An 18610-nucleotide genomic window follows, 5' to 3' on the forward strand; every position below is an offset into this window, starting at 1 on the left:
TAATTTGTCCAAATCTGATTTGAATTTATTGGTAGAAAATATTAAATTTGAGCATCACGGTGTTTTTTATGATTTTATTTTATCTGTTTTAAATACTCTTTCTATTAGTGATTTTGAACTTTCAGTTATTCTTTGTGATAATGTTTATATACAAAAATTGAACAATAAATTTAGAAACAAGAACGAGCCAACCGATGTTCTTTCTTTTAATTATAATGATAATGAAGTTAACGAAGATTTTGTTGATAATATAAATTATAAAATACAAGGAGACATTATAATATCTTTTGAATATTTAAAATTTAGTGCTCAAGAATTTAATGTTGAAATTTATGAAGAACTTCAACGTGTTACTATTCATGGAATTTTACATTTAATGGGATATAAGCATAAAACTAATGATTTTCAAAAGGAAAACATGTTGATTCTTCAAGAAAGTGTCTTAAAAAAAAATAAAAGGGTATTTTAGATGTTGGGATTTTTTAATTTTAAAAACAAAAAGAAGAAAAAAGGAAACCCAAAAAATGATCTTGAAGATAAGTCGAATATTGAAACTTCTTTGATAAAAAATTTCAATGCCCTTAAAGAGACTATTGTAAAAGAGATTATGATTCCCAGGATAGGGGTTATATTTGTTGATTATGCTAAGAGTAAGGATGAGCTTTTAAAGGTTGTGACATCTAGTAGTCATTCAAGATTTCCCGTTTATCATGGTACTATTGACAATATTATTGGAATAATTCATACAAGAGACGTGCTAGTGCATATGTGTAAAAAAGATTTCTACCAAATAGATTTAAAAGATATTATGCGAAAAGTTATGTTTGTTCCTGAAAGCAAAAAAACAGACTCTCTTTTAAAAGAATTTCAAGAAAATCATGTTCATATTGCAATTGTAGTTGATGAGTATGGCGGGGTTTCGGGGCTTGTAACTCTTGAGGATATTCTTGAAGAGATAGTGGGTGACATTCAGGATGAATTTGACAATGAGCTTGATGAAATAGTTCGCCTTGATGATGGGTCTTATCTTTGTGATGCAAGAATTTTAATAGAGGATTTAAATGAGAAGCTTAATTTAAATTTGCCAAATGGAGACTTTGATACTCTTGGGGGTTTTGTTTATGATCTTTTTGGGAGGATTCCTTTGAAAAATGAAAAGGTGGAATACAACAATTTGGTTTTTTCGATTAAAAATATGCATCAAAGAAATATTAAGGTAATAAAGATTTCCGAGAAGGAAGGTTTATGAATTTTAATCGATTTTTAATATTATTCCTTTTTAATTTTAGTGTTTTATTGGGCAGTGATACTACAGCATTAGGGCATTATCAAAAGGCTAATGAGTATTATTTATCTAAAAGGTATTATGATGCTATTGATGAGCTTTTTGAGGCCATAAAAATTAATCCCAATTATTATGAAGCTTATAAATTTATTGCATCAATTTATTATTCTCTTAAAATATATACCCAAGCACAATTTTTCATAGAGAAAGCCTATAAAATGTCTAACGAAGACATTGAGTATAAAATTCTTTATGCAAATATATTATTAAAAAATAATAAAATTGATCAAGCAAAAAAAATATATTCTGAGGTTTTAGTTAAACAGAGAAATAATATTGATGCTTTGGTTGGACTTGCTTCAATTTTTGAAAAAAATGGATTATTCATAGCCGCTGCTAATTATTATTTGTCCATTCTTGATTATAGTCAAAATAATTATAGCGCGTTTGAACATCTTATTGATATTTATCAAAGACTAGGGATGCATGACAAGATTAGACATTTGATAAATAAAGTTAGGGTAAATTTTTTATCTTTTCCAGATTTCCATAAAAGAGTAGCTGAATTTTATATTAGTATTAATAACTTGGGTCTTGCTGAAAAGTATGCTTTAAATTATTTGGCTTTAATTGAAAGTTCTTATAAAGATTTTGGAGTTGTTGATGCATACCGATTGCTTGCGCTTGTTTATTTGCACGAATTTAAATATGAGGATGCAATAGAAGCATTACAGAAAGCTATTTTGGTTAATAAAGATTCTGATGAGCTTTATTATTTATTAGGGTATTCTTACTTAAAATTTGGGAATGTTGAAAAGGCTATTTTAAATTTAGAGCGAGCCAAAAATCTTAAAAAAGATTTAGAATTTTATAATATTGCTCTTGATGAGAGTTTTTTTGTATCTAATTTTAGAAATTTTTTGAAAAACAATTCCAATGTTAAAATTTCTAAGCATTATGAAAATGAGGGGCTTAAAGCTTTTAAATCTTTAAATTTAAATAAAGCATTGTTTAATGTAAAAAATGCTGTTGATATTTGGCCTGATAATGATAGTGCTAGGTTTTTGCTTTCAAAAATATATAAGCTTATGAATTTAGATATTATGGCTTATGAGCAGCTTTTTTATTTAGTAAAACAGAGAAATTCTACGGATTCTAGAATTTTAGATTTTTATGATGTTGTGTCTTTTGATATTAGAAGATCTTTATTTTATAAATATGGATATAAAAGCATTTCCGATTTTAATAAGCTTTATGATGACAGGATGGTTTATAGAATTGCTATTTTTACTCAAAGTGAGAATAAGCTTTTTGGAGCAAACGATTTGATATTAAGATACTCTGAAAGGGTACTTGAGCGTAATTTAAATATAGAAATAGTTAACTATAATTTTGATTATAATAAAAATAGAGACTATCTAATTAATAATTTTTCCGAAGGATTTTCTTACTCAAGAAATAATAATTTAGATTTATTTTTAATTTTTGATTTCAAGGTAGATATTTTGAAAAATACAGCTACTTTGTTAGTGAATGTTTTTTCGGGGAAAACAGGGATTAAGGTTGGTTCTTTTTCTTACAATGTGGGGGGTGTTAATTATTTAAGCAATGTTTTAAATTCCTTTTCTAAAGATTTTCATGATTATTTACCCAAAAAAGGAAAGATCCTTCAAATTAAAAATAATGATGTTCTTATTAATCTTGGCCAAGTAAACGGTGTTGTAAAAGGCGATGTTTTTTTGATTCTTAAAGAAGGTGCTTTAAATAGTGACAACACTAGAGATTCTTCTTTTATTATTTACAAAAGATCAGATATTTTAGGAGAAATTTTAATTGAGGATATAAGTGATTATATTTCCAGAGGTATTATAAAATCTTCTATATTTTTAAAGGACTATATTCAAGAGGGAGTCACTGTGCTTGTAAAAAGATAGTTTGACACTTGTTATTGATTTATGATTTAATAATTCTAGTAAGAATAAAATCAAAAAAATTGGAGGATTTTGTATGAAATTGGCTATTAATGGTTTTGGTCGTATTGGTAGAAATGTTTTTAAGATTGCTTTTGAAAGAGGAATTGATGTTGTGGCAATAAATGATTTAACAGATCCTAAAACGCTTGCACATCTTTTAAAGTATGATTCTACTTTTGGAGTATATAATAAAAAAGTTGAATCAAGAGACGGTGCTATTGTTGTTGATGGAAGAGAAATAAAAATTATTGCAGAGAGAGATCCAAAAAATCTTCCTTGGGCAAAACTTGGAATTGATGTTGTAATTGAATCAACAGGTGTTTTTTCATCAGCAACTAGTGATAAAGGAGGATATCTTGATCATGTCAATTATGCTGGGGCTAAAAAAGTTATTTTAACAGTTCCTGCTAAGGATGAGATTAAAACAATAGTTCTTGGTGTAAATGATCGCGACATTAATTCTGATTTAAAGGCCGTATCAAATGCTTCATGTACAACCAATTGCTTGGCTCCTCTTGCAAAAGTACTTCATGAATCATTTGGAATTGAACAAGGGCTTATGACAACTGTTCATGCTTATACTAATGATCAAAGAATTTTGGATCTTCCTCATTCTGACCTTAGACGAGCAAGGGCTGCTGCACTTTCTATTATTCCAACTTCAACTGGTGCTGCAAAAGCAGTTGGACTTGTTTTGCCTGAACTTAAAGGAAAGTTGAATGGGACTTCAATGAGAGTGCCTGTGCCAACAGGTTCAATTGTTGATTTTACAGTTCAACTCAAGAAAAAAGATGTTACAAAAGAAGAGATTAATTCTGTTCTCAAGAAGGCATCAGATACACCTGAGCTTAAAGGTATTTTGGGGTATACAGAAGATCCAATTGTATCTTCAGATATAAAGGGGAATTCTCATTCTTCTATTGTTGATGGTCTTGAGACAATGGTTCTTGAAAATGGGTTTGCAAAGGTGTTATCATGGTATGATAATGAGTTTGGATATTCTACAAGAGTAGTTGATCTTGCTCAAAAGTTGGTAAAATAAGCAGGAATGCTTGTAAGGTAATAAAATGTCAATAAAAACAGTAAAAGACTTTAATAGTTTTGCAGGCAAGCGAGCTTTAGTAAGATGTGATTTTAATGTTCCCCTAAAAGAGGGGAGCATTAGTGATGATACTAGAATAAAGGCTGCATTGCCCACAATAGAATATCTAAAAGAAAGAGGAGCTAAGATTGTGCTTATAAGTCATTTGGGTAGACCAGAGGGCAAAAAGAATCTTAAATATTCTCTTAAACCCGTTGCCAATAGATTGTCAGAGCTTTTAGGCCAGGATGTTAGGATGCTTTCTGATTGTATTGGAAGCGAAATTGTAAATAATACTTTGCAAATGGAAGATGGCGATGTTGTATTGCTTGAAAATGTAAGGTTTTATTCAGAAGAGGAAAAAAACGATAAAAGTTTTGCAAAAAAACTTTCTGAGAATGGAGATATTTTTGTAAATGATGCTTTTGGTGCGGCTCATAGGGCTCATGCTTCAACGGTAGGGGTTTCCAATTATTTGCCATCTGTTGGTGGATTTTTAATGGAAAAAGAAGACAAATTTCTTGGAGAAGTATTAAAAAATCCTGAAAAGCCATTTGTTTCGATTATTGGTGGATCTAAGGTTTCTTCAAAGATTGCAGTACTAGAATCGCTTTTATCAAAGTCAAATGTAGTTGTGATTGGCGGTGGAATGGCCTATACTTTTTTGCATTCCAAAGGATATTCTATAGGTAAATCTCTTTTAGAAGTTGAATATGTTGATATAGCTTCTTCTTTTTTAAATAAAGCAAAGGAGTTGGGTGTTAAAGTAATTTTACCACTTGATCACATTGTAGCAGACGATTTTAATAAAAATTCTACTCCTGAGTATATTGATTCCTTTAATATTCCTGAAAACAAGATTGGTATGGATGTTGGAGTAAATACTTTAAATGAAATCGAAAAGGTTATAAAGCCTGCCAAGACTATAATTTGGAATGGCCCTCTTGGTGTATTTGAATTTGATTTATTTTCAAAAGGAACTGCAAAGGTTGCCGAAATGGTAGCATCTTGCTCAGCTTTAACTATTGTTGGTGGTGGAGATTCTGTGGCAGCTGTTAATAAATTTAATTTATCTGATAAGATCACGCATGTTTCAACAGGTGGTGGTGCGTCACTTGAATATCTTGAAGGTAGGATCTTGCCAGGCATTAAGGTTTTGGAGAAGTAAAGTGAGAAAAACATTTTTAGCAGGAAATTGGAAAATGCATTATACAAGTACAGAAGCTTGTATTGTTGCAAAAAAAATTGCTACTGAAGTTAAAACTTTAAAGAATGATTTTGTAATAATGATAACTCCTCCATTTACGGCGTTGTCTAAGGTTTCAGAATGTATTAAGGATAGTAATATTCTTCTTGGTGCTCAAAACATGTCTTATATGGAGAGTGGAGCAAGGACAGGTGAAATTTCACCTTTAATGCTTTTAGAATTTGGAGTAGAATATGTTATACTTGGTCATTCTGAATGTAGATTGTATTTAGCAGAAACAGATGAAATAATAAATAAAAAGATTCTTGCAGGGCTTAAGCATCCTTTTAAGTATTTAATTCTTTGTGTTGGAGAAACTCTTGATGAGAGAAGCTCTGGAAAAACTTTAGATGTTGTTTTAGGTCAAGTTAAAAAGGGATTAGATGGCGTTTCTGAATCAGATATTAAAAGAATAATTTTAGCCTATGAGCCTGTTTGGGCGATTGGAACGGGTAAAACCGCAACTAAGGAAGAAGCAGAAGAAATTCATAAGGCAATTAGGCTTGAAATTATGAGTCTTTATTCAAAGTCAGCTTCAGATAATATTATAATTCAATATGGAGGTTCTGTTAATTCGAGCAATGTAAAAGAACTTATGAATGAGCCTGATATTGATGGTGCGTTAATAGGTGGGGCATCTTTGAAGGCTGAATCTTTTTTATCTATAATTAATAACGTTCGTTAGTTAAAGAGGTTTGTTTTGGATTTAGTTAGATTTTTTATTTTTATAATTTTTGTTATTGTTTCAATTTTTATTATCCTTTTAATTTTAATTCAAGATGAGCAGGGTGATGGAATAGGCGGTGTTTTTGGAGGCGGTAGTTCTTCTATTTTTGGGGCAAAGTCTTCAAGTGTTGCTGTAAAAATTACTGGATTTTTTATAGCATTCTTTTTTATCTTTGTGGTTTTGTTATCTTTTATGAATAGTAGAAGAGCAGATAATAGCTTTTTAGATGACATAAAGACGGAAAATAAGAATAGTTCAACTTTCTGGGATAATGATAATAATAAATCAGATACTAATATTAATGAAGTTGAAGAAAAGAGTTTGAAAGAAAAATAATATTAAATTGATTACTGTTGTGCTATGCTATTTACTATGATAAGTATTTTACATAGAGAGTTCCTTTTTTATGCGAAGTGATTTTAAATCATAACTTGTCAATTTTATTGAAAGTTTATTTCATTTATATTGTGTTTTTTTAAATAATTTAAAGCATTGCTAAAATGATTTGAGCCTAAAAATCCATTGTTTGCTGAATATGGAGATGGATGACTTGTTTCAAGAATTAGGTGCTTTGATGGATCAATGAGTTTTTTTTTACTTCTTGCTAGATTGCCCCAAAGCATAAATACAATGTTTTTCAAATTTTTAGAGATTATTTTTATTACTTCATCTGTGAAAATTTCCCATCCAATAGCTTTGTGAGAAGAAGGCTTGCCTTCTTCGACCGTTAGGATTGTATTTATTAAAAATACACCCTGAATTGCCCATCTTTTTAAATCTCCGTTTGGAATGGTTTTTATTTTTAAACTTTTTTCTATTTCTTTAAATATGTTTTGCAAAGACGGGGGAATTTTAATTTTTGAATCTACAGAAAAAGCAAGTCCATTTGCTTGATTTTTTCCATGATATGGATCTTGTCCAATTATTACCACTTTTATGTCTTTAAATGGCAAAGAATTAAAAGCATTAAATATAAGTTTTGGAGGAGGAAATATTTTTTCTTTTTTTGTTTTATATTCATGTTTTATAAATTTCACAAGTTTTTTAAAGTATTCCTTGTTAAATTCATTGTTTAAAACTTTTTCCCAAGATTCTTCAATTTTTACTTTCATTTTTGTATTATATAAGAAATAGTTTGTATTTGAAATATATGAAGTACTGCTTTACTGTTTTAAAATTTAATTTTTATTATGGATGCTGATGTATTAAAAAGAATAGATATTTTGTCTAAATTTATTACAGATGAAAAAAAAGCTAGGATTGAAAGAGTATTAAGTAGTCGCACCAATTATTTAACATTTGTGCTTGAAGATATTTTTCAGCCTCAAAATGCAAGTGCTACCATTAGGACAGGTGAAATTTTAGGACTTAGCGATGTTCATATTATTAGTAAAAAAAATAAGCACATCTTAAATCCAGATGTTACTTTAGGGTCTTCGCAATGGATAAATTTAAATAAATACAATAATACTGAGTTTGCAATTGATAGATTAAAGTCTAATGGATATAGCATAGTGGCCACATCTTTGAATGAACAATCAATAAATCTTGAAAATTTTCCAATTAACAATAAAATGGCAATATTTTTTGGGACAGAGTTAACAGGTCTTAGTGAAGAAGTCTTGAAAGCTGCCGATTTATATGTAAAAATACCCATGTATGGATTTACTCAAAGCTATAACATTTCTGTAGCTGTTGCGATAATTATGTATTCTTTATTGACTCGCCTAAGAAAAAGTGGTATTGATTACATGTTAAATGATGCTGAGAAATTAAATTTGAGATTAAAATACTATAGACAAGTTGTTAAAAATTATCAATTTATTGAAAATCTTATTAATTCTTAAACTTCTCTTATTCTTTTCCAAGAATTTATAAATAAATAAAAAATGGTGTCAATTATAATTATTGTTAATGTAATAATTAGAGAACCTTTTATAAGTTCGATATTTTTTGTTTCGGGGTAGAATTTAAATATTGTATTTATAGATATTGAAACTAGTAAATTAGCCATATATCCAGAAATTAGCCTTGATAGAGGATGAATAATCCATAAAGATTTTATTTTTATTTGTTTAAAATAATTATACAGTGAGATATTTATATATTGAGATAGAAAAAACACATATGTTCCAATTAATATTGTTAGAATGTATGTAAAATTATTGAACAATATTTTAAAATGAATATCCGAAGTGTCTAATTTATTATGATTAAATAATATCATAAAATTAATCATAATTGTAAAAGTTATGTTTAATAAAAGACTCAGTATTATGGAATTTGTTGCCTCTTTTTTGTTATATTTTTCTACTATTAAGTTTAAAGAGAATAATGCCGATAAAAAAGTAATACCTGATAAATTTAAAGATATTTCAAATGTTTTTAAATTTCTTAATATTATAATATTTGATATTGTTGAAATAATTGCATTGAAACAAAAAAGACCGGATTTTCCGAAAAATCTGTAAAGAATTCCCAATGTTATATATGTAAAGAGAAGTATCCCTATCCATAAGTTTAAATCAAACATATCCTGATTCATAGCATTTAATTTTACCAGATTAATTATTTTAGATAAAGTTTTTTATTTATATAAAATAACTTTTTTATTTTTGAAGTTTTATATATTTTGCAAAATATATAAAAGGTGTTCCTAAAATTGCTGCTAAACCTTTAATTAGGTATGTGGAAATTACTATATCTAGGAAAGCTTGCTTTGGAAATACCTTAAAATAAGTTGCTATACTTACAAAAATTATTGTATCTACTAAGCCGCTTATTAATGTTGATCCATTGGTTCTGAAAAATAAAAACCTAGGAAATTTTTTTTTAATAAACTGATATAGGTATACATCGTTTAATTGGGATACTAGGTATGCAACAAGAGAGGCTAATAGTAAAGCTGGGATTGAAGAGAAAATAGCTTCTAAGCTTTTAAAATTTTCTTGACTTCTATTTGACATAAAGTGAATTTGGGCATTTGTTAATACTGCAAAGACAATAAAACTAATAAATCCAATATAAACGGCTTTTTTTGAAGTTTTTTTTCCATAAAATTCTGAGAGAATATCTGTTGCAATGTATGACGAGGCATAAATAATGTTGCCTAATGTAGCATTAATTCCAAATATTGTAATTTGTTTTAAAACTTGAATGTTTGCTATAATAATTGCTACTGCAACCCATGCAAATAATCCGTTTTTTTTAAAAAAAAGGAATATAATAATCAAAAATGAATAAGTAGTAATTAGCATAACGAACCATAAAATTTCATTAAACATACAATTCTCTTTTAGTAATATTAGTAATATCAGATTTACTATTATAAAATTTTAGTTTAGTTTTTGCAAATAATGCAATATTGTTGTTTTCTTGAAACTATGGTAAAATGGCACTTGCATGGGGGGATGTTTTGGATTTGACTGAAAATGCTAATATTGTAAGTTGCAGGCAGAGGGAATCTCTTAAAACTTCTAAAATAAATGCAAAAAATAATAACTTTACAAGCTCAAACCTTGTAATGGCTGCTTAAGTTAGCAGAGAGTTTTGTTGAATTTGGCTTTGAGGTTCACTTATACTCTTTTTGACATCGAAGCTTGCTTAAAAATGTTTTCAGGTTGATTTTTAGGGACTTTTATACTTGAGAGCAATTTGGCGGTTTGCTAGTATTTCCAAACCATATTGCTTAATAAAATACTAGATAAGCTTGTAGAAGCTTATGGTATTGTTTTTAGGACGCGGGTTCAATTCCCGCCATCTCCATTTATTTTATTCTTTTGTATATCTTTTAAATATAAAAAGCATTGCTAAATTTAGAGGTTTTGTAATCATTATTTAAAGCGTCCTATCGGAATCGAACCGACATCATTAGCTTGGAAGGCTAAGGTAATAGCCATTATACGAAGGACGCAAGACGATACTTTACTTATATAAAAAAAATCAATTTATGTCAATAAGATTTATTGTAATGTTATTTTTGGCTAGTAATTTTTTTTTTAAATAAGTACAATTAATCTAACTTAAATGTAGTCAAGTACAAAAACTTGTGTGGAGGAAATTGATGGGAGAGAGAGGGGAAGTATACTCTGAGAAACTATTTACAGAGTCTGAGAGAACTTATTTTTTTAATGTCAAGGAAAATAGAAAAGGGGATTATTTTTTAAATATTGTAGAGAGCAAAAGAAGTCCAAGCGGAGATTTTGAAAGGCATTCTATTTTTGTATATGAAGAAAATATAAGTGAGTTTGAATCCAATTTGCTTAAGGCAATAGCTGTTATTAAGCAGAAAGTATCTAAAGGGTCTTTTGGTTCTTCTATGAGGCATAATAAAGGTTATGATGAATATGAAGAGGGATCTAAAGTAGACGATTCTAGATTTCATAAGAAATCTAATATATCAGGTGGTCGATTTAAAAAGAAGGATTATTAATTTTTATTTTTTTAAATTAGTTTGAAATTTTTTCTATGAAGGCTTAAAACCCCATATTTTTTTATTGCATTTTTATGTTCTTTTGTGGGGTATCCTTTATTTTTTTTGAGTAAATATAATGGATAAATTTTATCATATTCATCCATTAGTTTATCTCTTTTAACTTTAGCAATAATTGAAGCAGCTTTTATTTCGTCTATTATTGAATCTCCTTTTATTATAGCTTTAACAGTTTTTGCTGTTATTTTTGGGACAAATTTGCCATCTACAAATACTAAACTGCAATTTAATTTTAGATTTTCGTATGCAGTTTGCATTGAAAGAAGAGATGCGTTGTGAATATTTATTTTTTCTATTACTATATTTGAGACCTCAGCGAATGCATAATATGAGTTTTCAAGTATTAATGAAGATAGGTATTCTCTTTTTTCTTTTTTTAGTTTTTTAGAATCATTCAATTCTTTTATAAAGTTAGGTTTTTTTTTGAAAACTACAGCAGCGCTTAGAATAGGTCCAAAAATACATCCTCTTCCAACTTCATCTATTCCGCAAATCATAATTAACCTTTTTATAAAAATATTTTTATTTATTATAATATGGAATTGTAGATTTATTAGTAATTGATTTTTAATTTTAATTAGGAGTTAGCTTGGTTTTGGAAAAAATAGTACTCTTGGGGTTTAAATCTTTTTTAAGCAGACAAGAGTTTGGAATAGGCAAAAATTTAAGTTTTATTGTTGGCCCTAATGGATGTGGGAAGAGTAATCTTATTGATGCTGTGCGTTTTTGTATGGGAGAAGATAATTTAAAATTTTTAAGGGTTGAAGATATTGCGGATTTAATTTCTGTTTCAAAATCCGGAAAATCAAATTTTGCAGAAATAACTCTTTTTTTTAGCAATATTGACGGTGAAAAATCGACTTTAAGAGAATTTGGGACGAATTTTTATATTCGCAGGCGTCTTTATAAGGATGGTTCGAGTGAATATTATTTTAATAATAAAATTTTAAATTTTCAAGATTATAATAGACTTTTGAACAGGTTTCAGTTTAAAAAATCTCCTTATATGTTTATAACTCAAGGTAGAGTTGAAGACATTTCTTTGGGAAGGAATGTAAATCTTAAATCTTTAATTGAACAAGCAAGCGGAATAGATATTTTGAAAATTGAAGAAGAAGAGGCTCTTAAAAATTTTAAGCAGTCCAATCAAAATTTATCATCTTTGTTAGCCTTGCAAGAAAATTTAAGGCAAAAGTACGATAACATAAAAAATGTTTATTTTTTGAGGAAAAAACATCAAGATTTAAGTCAAAAATTAGAAGCTTTAGAAAAAAAAATCACATTAAAAAAGCTTTTCAATATTAATTTTGATATTAATGTTTTAAAAAGCGAATTAAATTTAGATGGTTTGAGTAAATTTTTGTCTTCTAGTTTTAAGGAAAAGTTAGAATTTTATTCATTTAGAGAAAAAAATGTTGTTAATAATATTCAAGCATTAGAAAAGGATCTTGAGCTTACGAAGTCTAAAATTCTTGGACTAGAGATTAAAATTCAAAAATTAGAACAAGAAAAGATGGTAAAGATGAATTTAGAAGATAAGTTTTTCAAGAGTAAATCTAAGTTTGAGGAGAAAAAAAATTCCATAAATAACGATTTATATCAATTAAATAGTTTGCTTAAAGAAAAGAAAAATGAATTTTTTTCTTTAAGTGACGAGATTAATAGATATACTAAAAGTTTTTTTGAACTTGTTGATTTAATTTTATCTGTATTAAAGAGTGCTAAATCAGAAGAGCTTGTTTTATTAAAAGAGAATATATTAGAGTCTCTTAAGCTTTTTGAAGAATCATTGAGTATAAAATATATTAAAGAGATTAGAATAAATTTAATAAGGTATATTAGCAAAGATGAGAATCTTTTGGCTTTATTGAAGGATAAGATTGAGCCTATTTTCGATCAAAACGTTAATTTAAAAAAATTTTTGCTTGAAAAAAATGCCTTAAAAGCAAATTTTGCTAAAGAGATAACAAATATCGAGAGATTAATAGAAGAAAAGACACTTCAATTAAATGATGTATTAGGAGAACTTGAGTATATAGAGCTTTCTAAATTTAAAAATTTAGACGAAATTAAACTTATAGATGGTAATTTAGAATTTTTATTTGAATCTAAGAATAGTCTTGATGAAGAGCTTAAAGATTTGTATTTAAAGCTTGAAAATTCAAATTTAGAAAAAAGCGATATTCAGCTTGAGTTAAGCAATCTTATTGGTGCTTCAAAATCCAGCAATGAGTCTTTCAAAGAAAAGGATTTGAGTTCTTTAAGATTTTTAAATGATTTTAAAAAAACTAATTATTATGAATATATAAAAAAACAGACAGAGTACGAATTTCTTTTAAACTCTAATGCAAGCATTAAGAGTGAAATAGAAAATTTCAATATTTCTAATAAAATGTCTAATAAATTTGAATTAGAAGAAGATCTTTTAACCAAAGAGATACTTCATAAAGAGATTGCTGCAATCAATTTAGGTGATTATGTATTTTTCAATATTGATAAAGAATTTGATGAAACTAAGGATCGTTTTGAAAAAGTAAGTTTACAAGTAGAAGATTTAAAGCTTTCAAAATCTTCATTACAAAAACTTCAAAAAAAAATAAAAAATGAGATTTCTAAAAAGTTTAGAGAATCATTTGATGAGATTAATAAAAATTTTTCTTACTTTTTTAAAAAAATTTTCAAAGGAACTGCCATTCTTTTTTATAATGAAAATACCGATAATGTTGAGATTAGAATAAATTTTTCAAACAAATTTGTAAAAAACAATAATATGCTTTCAGGAGGTGAGAGTACTTTAGTTAGTATGGCTTTTTTATTTGCGCTTTATTATTATTCTCCTGCTTGTTTTTGTATGCTTGATGAAATAGATGCAGCTCTTGATTTTGAGAATAGCAAAAAACTTTCTTTACTTTTAAAAGAATTAGGGAAAAAAATTCAACTCTTAGTAATAACCCATAATGCATATGTTTCTGAGGGGGGTGAAAATTTGATAGGGATTACACTTGATAATGGTGAAAGCAAGGTGTTTAATATATAATTAAGTTATATTTAAGGGAATTAACATGCAAGATAGAAAGTTTAGTTTTAGAAAATATTTTTTAATTTTAATATTTTTAATTTTTATTGTCTCAGGCGTTACTTATTTCTATTCAAAGCAAATGTTAGAGAAATCTCAAAAGTCTGTTGAAGACAATTTAAACGCTAAGGTTAAATTAGTTGATATGGAAGATTTTTATTTTGATTTAAATGAATGCTTAAATATGGATGATTTTTTTATTCCTAGGCCTGATTTTTTAAATGGAAATTTAAATAAAAATTTAGCTGTTGATGGGTTGATTAAAAATAAATTTCTTGATGATAAATTTATTAAAGATCTTTGGATTAAAAAGGAAAATTTATTTAACATTGATATTGAAAAGGAGAATGAAAAATTAATAGATGAGATTTTAGAAATTTCCAAATGATTAAAAAATATTTGATTTATATAAGTTTGCTATTTGTTGTTTTTGAAGCTTGTCCTGAGCAGTCAGCTTTTATAGATCAAGGTAATTCATATGAGCTTGATTTTAGCAGTAAAGAAGTAGATATTAATGTAAATACCAATTCAAAGTTTAATCTTTCTTTCAAAGATGAGTCTTGGATTTATATAAAAAGTAATGAAAATGAGGCTTTTATTAAGTTAATCGGAGAATCTTATGAGAATGGTGCTGTTTTTACTTTTCAAACTTTTAAAAAAGAAGGCAAAATTAAGCTAATTTTCAGTTATCAAAATGTTAAAGATTCAAGTGAATTTAATAAAATAATTATTTTGAAAATTACAAAGAAGTTTGAAGTTGAAATTCCATATAGTGATGGTGGCTCTGACAAGAATAAGGACTTTAGAAGCAATAATAATAACCTTGAGCGCATTAATGGAGTAACCCCTTTAGAGGTTATTACTAGGGCTTTAAATTTATCTTACATAAATGATTACAAAGGAGCAATAGATTTACTTAATAAATATAATTTTAATGATGATAAATATATTTTATTGAAGGCGGAAATTTATTATAAAAATAGGGATTATTTAAAATCTTATGAAAATTATTTAAAATTGAAGAGCAGATGCTTTCAAAGCATTGTTTTTGATCTAATTAAGCTTGGCATAGAATTAAATATTAAAGAAGAGGTCTTAGAAAGTGCTAGATATTTAGTTGAAAAGAATATTGATTTTTCTGAGAGTATTTATCTTGAGATTTTTCAATTCTTAGTAATAAGGGGAGAGTATGAGTTTGCTTTAAATTTCAGCTCTCTTTACTTTCCCAAGTATATTAATTCAAGTTTTTTAGATAAATATAGTTATTTGTTGGGAAAACTTTATGAGTCTGAAAGCAAACATAAAGATTTTTTAAAGTCTTTATATTATTATAAATTAGTTATTGATAATTACCCTTTTAGTGATTATTATGAGAGAGCCAAGATAAGATATTTATTTTTAAAAAGGTTTTTTTAGGAGATATTATATGATACGGAGAAGGCTTACTAAACAACTTGAAATAATAAAAGATTATCTTTGGGATATGAAAGAATGTGTTCTTAAAATCATAGATGACTCTTTAATAGCCTTAGAATCTAAAGATAAGAGCTTGGCTAAGAAAATAATCAATGAAGATGAAAAAATAATAGATGATTATCAATACGATATTGAGGATTTGTGCGGAAGGATAATTGCAACTGAGCATCCTGTTGCTACAGAGCTTAGAGAAATTTTAGCAATTATTAAAATAATAAGTTCTCTTGAAAGGATTGCAGATCATGCCACTAAGATTGTAAGAGTTGTTCTTCTTCTTGAATCAGATTTGGATGATTTTGATTTTCTTAATCTGTATTTTAAACCCTTAAGAGAAATGGCTGATACAGCTAAAGAGATGTTATCTGATATTTTTGACGCATATTTTGATGGAGATTTTACTAAAATATTAAAGATAGTTAAGTATGACAATATAATAGATAAATTATTTTCAAAGCAAAAAAGTATTGTTATTGATGCAATGAAAAAAAATCCTGAAAATTTGGATTATCTTTTAAATATATTATTTTTGAATAGTTTCTTAGAAAGAGTGGGTGATCATGTAGCAACAATTGGTGAATTGCTCTATTTTATTAGAATAGGTGAGAAGGTAAACTTAACTTAAGAGTAGCATTATTTATTTTTAGATTTTTTAAGTTAAAAAATTTTATATAATAGATGATTTTTTATAAAAAGAATTAATGATCATTAATCTTTTTATAAGTGGCAGGCATTATGTATTCAAGATTTTTGTTTCCTCTGATTGTTTCTGAATGTCCAATTAAAAGATAAGAATCATCTTTAAGATAGGAGTTGAATTTATTAGCAAGGTTGTTTCTAGTTTTTTCATCAAAATATATCATGACGTTTCTGCAAAATATCAGGTCAAATTTCTTGCTAAATGGAAATTTCTCATCCATTAGATTTAATTTTTTAAAGTAAACCATTTTTTTTAAAATTTCTTTAACTTGAAATTTATCATCTTGAAGTTGATTTAAATATTTATTTTTTAAATATTTGGGCAAATTAATTATACGATCTTCAGGATAAATCCCTTCATAAGCCTCGTGTAGAACGCTAATTGAAATGTCTGTTGCTAAGATTTTGACTTTAAAATTTACTTTATTATTTTCCATATATTCTCTTAGTATCATTGCAATTGTATAAGGCTCTTCACCGCTTGAGCAGCCAGCTGACCAGATTCTAATTTCTGGGTTTTCTGATTTTAATATTTTTTCAGTAAGTTTGGGCAATATTGTGTTATTTAAAAAATCAAAATGTTTAGATTCTCTGAAAAAATAGGTATGGTTTGTTGATATTTTGTCTACTAATTCAATTAATTGAATGTTACCAGTGCTTTTTTCTAAAAAGTTAATGTATTCAGTAAAATTTTTAAAACCTTTAACCTTAAGAAGAGATGATAATCTACTTTCAATTAGCATCTTTTTTTTTTCGCTAAGATTGATTCCAAAATTGTTGTAAACTATTTTTATTAACCTTAAAAGTTCGTCCTTAGTTATATTGATATTAAGGTTGTATTTATTTTGATTCATATTTATATACCTTTGATTTCATTCTCCTTTTTTGATTCAGAATGATTTGTTTTTATGCTAGAAATATGAAAATTTCTTTTTTAGTTATTATAATATTTAAGCGTACAGCTTAAGTTAGATATTTCAATTGCAATAATTTTTCAATTGTGATAATTTAGTATTTAAATTATTAGTACGCTTACTTATTAAAGGTTGTTTTATGCGAAAAAGAAGTAGAAAAGTGAAAAATGATTTAGTTGTGCTTGAATCTAAAGAAAAAAAAGTTGGTATATGGAGTATTTTTGCTCTTATTTTAATTGTTTTTGGATTTATTGTTGCACCTTTACTTCCAGGGATATTTGATAATGCCCATTCATCTGGTTTAAAATTTGGCTCTTATAAAGGTCAACCTATTTACTATAAAAAAGATAGTAAGTTTGCCAAGTATGTTAATTATTATTCAAATCTTTATTCTAGGTTACAAGGAAATGCTAAAAATATTAATATAGATTATAATGTTTGGTATTTGGCATTTATGAAATATGTTGAGGATTTAGCTTTTTTTGACTTGATAAAAAAATATAATTTTTATATTTCTAAGGAAATGTTGAATAAAAATTTACTCAGATCCCCTGAGTATTTAGACTCTAGTGGAAATTTTAGCCCTAAAAGATATAATAAAGCTTCTGATTATCAAAAAGTTAAAATTTATGATGATATGGTAAAAAATATGTTGTTTTCTAATGTTAAATTTTTTTTAAATGGTCATTTGATATTTCCCGATTCTCTTTTTAAGCTAATTAAAGATATGAGTACTGTAGAAAGGCATATTTCATATCTTTCTCTTTCTTATCAAGATTTTTCTAATAAAGAGGCAATATTTTATGCTGAGAAAAATTTAAATTTATTCAAACGTTTATCGCTTGCATCTATTCGTTTTAAAAATATGAGTGATGCTAGGAGTGCTTATGATAAGCTATTAAACAAAACCCCATTTGAAGAGCTTGCTAAGCTTTATTCAGACGATATAGCTAATTTTAAAGGTGTTGTTTCTTCGGACAAGTATTATTTTGATTTAGATCTTAATGTTGAAAAGAAAGAAGATCTAAATTCCATTTTTTCTTTAAAAGAAGGTGAATTTAGCAGGCCTATTAAGACTAAAAATAAAAATGAATATCAAATATATAAGGCATTTGGCAATGTCCATGATTTTGATAAAAATTCAGATCATGATATTAGCTCTGTTAAAAATTATATTGAAACTTATGAACCAAGTATTATTGAAGGTTATTTAGAAAATAAGCTAAATGATTTTCTTAGCGATGTTAAATTTAGCAGCTTAAGCCAAGCCCTTGAAAAAAATAGGTTTAGTTTAAAAGAAGAAATTGTTAATTTATCTTATAATGTTAATATTTATCCTAATACTTTAAAAGAGTTGATTGAATTTAATAATAGCAAGTCTTTTTACAATATTGTTTTTGGATTAAAAGAAAATTCCTGGTCTAAGCCTTTTGTGGCGAATAAAAAAGTTTATTTGTTTTTCCTTAAGTCAGCTAAAAAAAGATCTAACCAGTTCAAAGAAGAGATCAAAAATGAAAAACTCCTTGACAATTTTAACATTGCAAATAGTGGTTTGATTACAGATTTTTTATTGAATAAAAAAGATTTTGTTAATAATTTTAATGAGGCATTTTTTGCTTTGCAAAACTTTAGTCAGAATTAAGA

The 18610-nt window shown here is 27.1% G+C and carries 19 protein-coding genes, 1 tRNA gene and 1 other RNA gene; 15 read left to right on the top strand and 6 right to left on the bottom strand.

The features are described from left to right. Positions 1–4 precede the first annotated feature (4 nt). The 7 genes from ybeY to secG all read left to right on the top strand — a co-directional run bounded on the left by ybeY (position 5) and on the right by secG (position 6648). Positions 5–469 carry an rRNA maturation RNase YbeY gene (gene ybeY / locus DB318_RS04120; RefSeq protein ID WP_151074345.1) on the top strand — a complete coding sequence of 155 codons (465 nt, stop codon included), beginning with the start codon at positions 5–7 and terminating at the stop codon, positions 467–469. Further along, on the top strand, positions 470–1249 hold the full coding sequence (locus DB318_RS04125; protein ID WP_151060639.1) for a hemolysin family protein: 780 nt from the start codon (positions 470–472) through the stop codon (positions 1247–1249). Then, a complete protein-coding gene (locus DB318_RS04130; RefSeq protein WP_151074346.1) occupies positions 1246–3219 on the top strand; it encodes a tetratricopeptide repeat protein in 1974 nt (657 codons plus the stop codon). The genes DB318_RS04125 and DB318_RS04130 overlap by 4 nt, the downstream gene beginning before the upstream one ends. A gap of 73 nt (positions 3220–3292) precedes the next feature. Beyond that, positions 3293–4300, top strand: coding sequence for a type I glyceraldehyde-3-phosphate dehydrogenase (gene gap / locus DB318_RS04135; RefSeq protein ID WP_151073794.1), 1008 nt, complete (start codon positions 3293–3295; stop codon positions 4298–4300). Between the two features lie 25 nt (positions 4301–4325). Beyond that, on the top strand, positions 4326–5507 hold the full coding sequence (locus tag DB318_RS04140; protein WP_151074347.1) for a phosphoglycerate kinase: 1182 nt from the start codon (positions 4326–4328) through the stop codon (positions 5505–5507). 1 nt (position 5508) lies between these two features. Further along, complete coding sequence (gene tpiA, locus DB318_RS04145) at positions 5509–6270, top strand: triose-phosphate isomerase (protein ID WP_151074348.1); 762 nt, start codon at positions 5509–5511, stop codon at positions 6268–6270. 15 nt (positions 6271–6285) lie between these two features. Next, positions 6286–6648, top strand: coding sequence for a preprotein translocase subunit SecG (gene secG, locus DB318_RS04150; protein WP_151074349.1), 363 nt, complete (start codon positions 6286–6288; stop codon positions 6646–6648). Between the two features lie 104 nt (positions 6649–6752). Here the strand turns inward: secG and ung are convergent, their stop codons facing one another. Next, positions 6753–7424 carry a uracil-DNA glycosylase gene (gene ung / locus DB318_RS04155; protein WP_151074350.1) on the bottom strand — a complete coding sequence of 224 codons (672 nt, stop codon included), beginning with the start codon at positions 7422–7424 and terminating at the stop codon, positions 6753–6755. A 78-nt stretch (positions 7425–7502) separates the two neighbouring features. Between ung and DB318_RS04160 the strand changes: the two genes are divergently transcribed. After that, positions 7503–8159: a TrmH family RNA methyltransferase gene (locus DB318_RS04160; RefSeq protein ID WP_151060646.1), complete on the top strand. Its 657-nt coding sequence runs from the start codon at positions 7503–7505 to the stop codon at positions 8157–8159. On the opposite strand, the gene DB318_RS04165 is transcribed toward DB318_RS04160, so the two are convergent. Both DB318_RS04165 and DB318_RS04170 read right to left on the bottom strand, forming a co-directional pair. Next, a complete protein-coding gene (locus tag DB318_RS04165) occupies positions 8156–8845 on the bottom strand; it encodes a queuosine precursor transporter (protein ID WP_151060647.1) in 690 nt (229 codons plus the stop codon). The genes DB318_RS04160 and DB318_RS04165 overlap by 4 nt on opposite strands. A gap of 76 nt (positions 8846–8921) precedes the next feature. Beyond that, entirely contained in the window at positions 8922–9596 is a 675-nt protein-coding gene (locus tag DB318_RS04170) for a queuosine precursor transporter (RefSeq protein WP_151060648.1), read from the bottom strand. 122 nt (positions 9597–9718) lie between these two features. Between DB318_RS04170 and ssrA the strand changes: the two genes are divergently transcribed. After that, positions 9719–10080, top strand: a transfer-messenger RNA (tmRNA) gene (ssrA, locus tag DB318_RS04175). Positions 10081–10153: 73 nt separating this feature from the next. On the opposite strand, the gene DB318_RS04180 is transcribed toward ssrA, so the two are convergent. Then, positions 10154–10225, bottom strand: a tRNA-Gly gene (locus DB318_RS04180). Positions 10226–10375: 150 nt separating this feature from the next. On the opposite strand from DB318_RS04180, the gene DB318_RS04185 reads away from it, so the two are divergent. Further along, positions 10376–10744 (top strand): DUF3276 family protein, encoded by a 369-nt coding sequence (locus tag DB318_RS04185; protein ID WP_151060649.1) that lies wholly within the window; start codon positions 10376–10378, stop codon positions 10742–10744. An 11-nt stretch (positions 10745–10755) separates the two neighbouring features. Here the strand turns inward: DB318_RS04185 and DB318_RS04190 are convergent, their stop codons facing one another. After that, positions 10756–11301, bottom strand: a complete 546-nt coding sequence (locus DB318_RS04190) for a ribonuclease HII (protein ID WP_151060650.1) — start codon at positions 11299–11301, stop codon at positions 10756–10758. Between the two features lie 92 nt (positions 11302–11393). Here DB318_RS04190 and DB318_RS04195 point away from each other — a divergent pair, with 92 nt between their 5' ends. The 4 genes from DB318_RS04195 to phoU are packed head-to-tail and all read left to right on the top strand — an operon-like array spanning position 11394 to position 15978. Further along, positions 11394–13841 (top strand): chromosome segregation SMC family protein, encoded by a 2448-nt coding sequence (locus DB318_RS04195; RefSeq protein WP_151060651.1) that lies wholly within the window; start codon positions 11394–11396, stop codon positions 13839–13841. Between the two features lie 25 nt (positions 13842–13866). Beyond that, on the top strand, positions 13867–14268 hold the full coding sequence (locus DB318_RS04200; RefSeq protein ID WP_151060652.1) for a hypothetical protein: 402 nt from the start codon (positions 13867–13869) through the stop codon (positions 14266–14268). Further along, positions 14265–15296 (top strand): hypothetical protein, encoded by a 1032-nt coding sequence (locus DB318_RS04205; RefSeq protein ID WP_151074351.1) that lies wholly within the window; start codon positions 14265–14267, stop codon positions 15294–15296. Before DB318_RS04200 ends, DB318_RS04205 begins: the two co-directional genes overlap by 4 nt. A gap of 10 nt (positions 15297–15306) precedes the next feature. Beyond that, a complete protein-coding gene (gene phoU, locus DB318_RS04210) occupies positions 15307–15978 on the top strand; it encodes a phosphate signaling complex protein PhoU (protein ID WP_014653301.1) in 672 nt (223 codons plus the stop codon). Positions 15979–16051: 73 nt separating this feature from the next. On the opposite strand, the gene DB318_RS04215 is transcribed toward phoU, so the two are convergent. After that, positions 16052–16912 carry a protein-glutamate O-methyltransferase gene (locus DB318_RS04215; protein ID WP_151060654.1) on the bottom strand — a complete coding sequence of 287 codons (861 nt, stop codon included), beginning with the start codon at positions 16910–16912 and terminating at the stop codon, positions 16052–16054. A gap of 193 nt (positions 16913–17105) precedes the next feature. Here DB318_RS04215 and DB318_RS04220 point away from each other — a divergent pair, with 193 nt between their 5' ends. Then, a complete protein-coding gene (locus tag DB318_RS04220; RefSeq protein ID WP_151074352.1) occupies positions 17106–18608 on the top strand; it encodes a peptidylprolyl isomerase in 1503 nt (500 codons plus the stop codon). Positions 18609–18610: the final 2 nt, after the last annotated feature.

Origin of the sequence: [Borrelia] turdi (assembly GCF_008828755.2) — a bacterium.
Lineage (GTDB): Bacteria > Spirochaetota > Spirochaetia > Borreliales > Borreliaceae > Borreliella > Borreliella turdi.

Bases quoted from the DNA above. Each gene is read 5' to 3' on its own strand.
- DB318_RS04125 (WP_151060639.1), top strand. From the start codon at position 470: ATGTTGGGATTTTTTAATTTTAAAAACAAAAAGAAGAAAAAAGGAAAC.
- DB318_RS04130 (WP_151074346.1), top strand. From the start codon at position 1,246: ATGAATTTTAATCGATTTTTAATATTATTCCTTTTTAATTTTAGTGTT.
- gap (WP_151073794.1), top strand. From the start codon at position 3,293: ATGAAATTGGCTATTAATGGTTTTGGTCGTATTGGTAGAAATGTTTTT.
- DB318_RS04140 (WP_151074347.1), top strand. From the start codon at position 4,326: ATGTCAATAAAAACAGTAAAAGACTTTAATAGTTTTGCAGGCAAGCGA.
- ung (WP_151074350.1), bottom strand. From the start codon at position 7,424: ATGAAAGTAAAAATTGAAGAATCTTGGGAAAAAGTTTTAAACAATGAA.
- DB318_RS04160 (WP_151060646.1), top strand. From the start codon at position 7,503: ATGGATGCTGATGTATTAAAAAGAATAGATATTTTGTCTAAATTTATT.
- DB318_RS04165 (WP_151060647.1), bottom strand. From the start codon at position 8,845: ATGTTTGATTTAAACTTATGGATAGGGATACTTCTCTTTACATATATA.
- DB318_RS04170 (WP_151060648.1), bottom strand. From the start codon at position 9,596: ATGTTTAATGAAATTTTATGGTTCGTTATGCTAATTACTACTTATTCA.
- DB318_RS04185 (WP_151060649.1), top strand. From the start codon at position 10,376: ATGGGAGAGAGAGGGGAAGTATACTCTGAGAAACTATTTACAGAGTCT.
- DB318_RS04190 (WP_151060650.1), bottom strand. From the start codon at position 11,301: ATGATTTGCGGAATAGATGAAGTTGGAAGAGGATGTATTTTTGGACCT.
- DB318_RS04200 (WP_151060652.1), top strand. From the start codon at position 13,867: ATGCAAGATAGAAAGTTTAGTTTTAGAAAATATTTTTTAATTTTAATA.
- DB318_RS04205 (WP_151074351.1), top strand. From the start codon at position 14,265: ATGATTAAAAAATATTTGATTTATATAAGTTTGCTATTTGTTGTTTTT.
- phoU (WP_014653301.1), top strand. From the start codon at position 15,307: ATGATACGGAGAAGGCTTACTAAACAACTTGAAATAATAAAAGATTAT.
- DB318_RS04220 (WP_151074352.1), top strand. From the start codon at position 17,106: ATGCGAAAAAGAAGTAGAAAAGTGAAAAATGATTTAGTTGTGCTTGAA.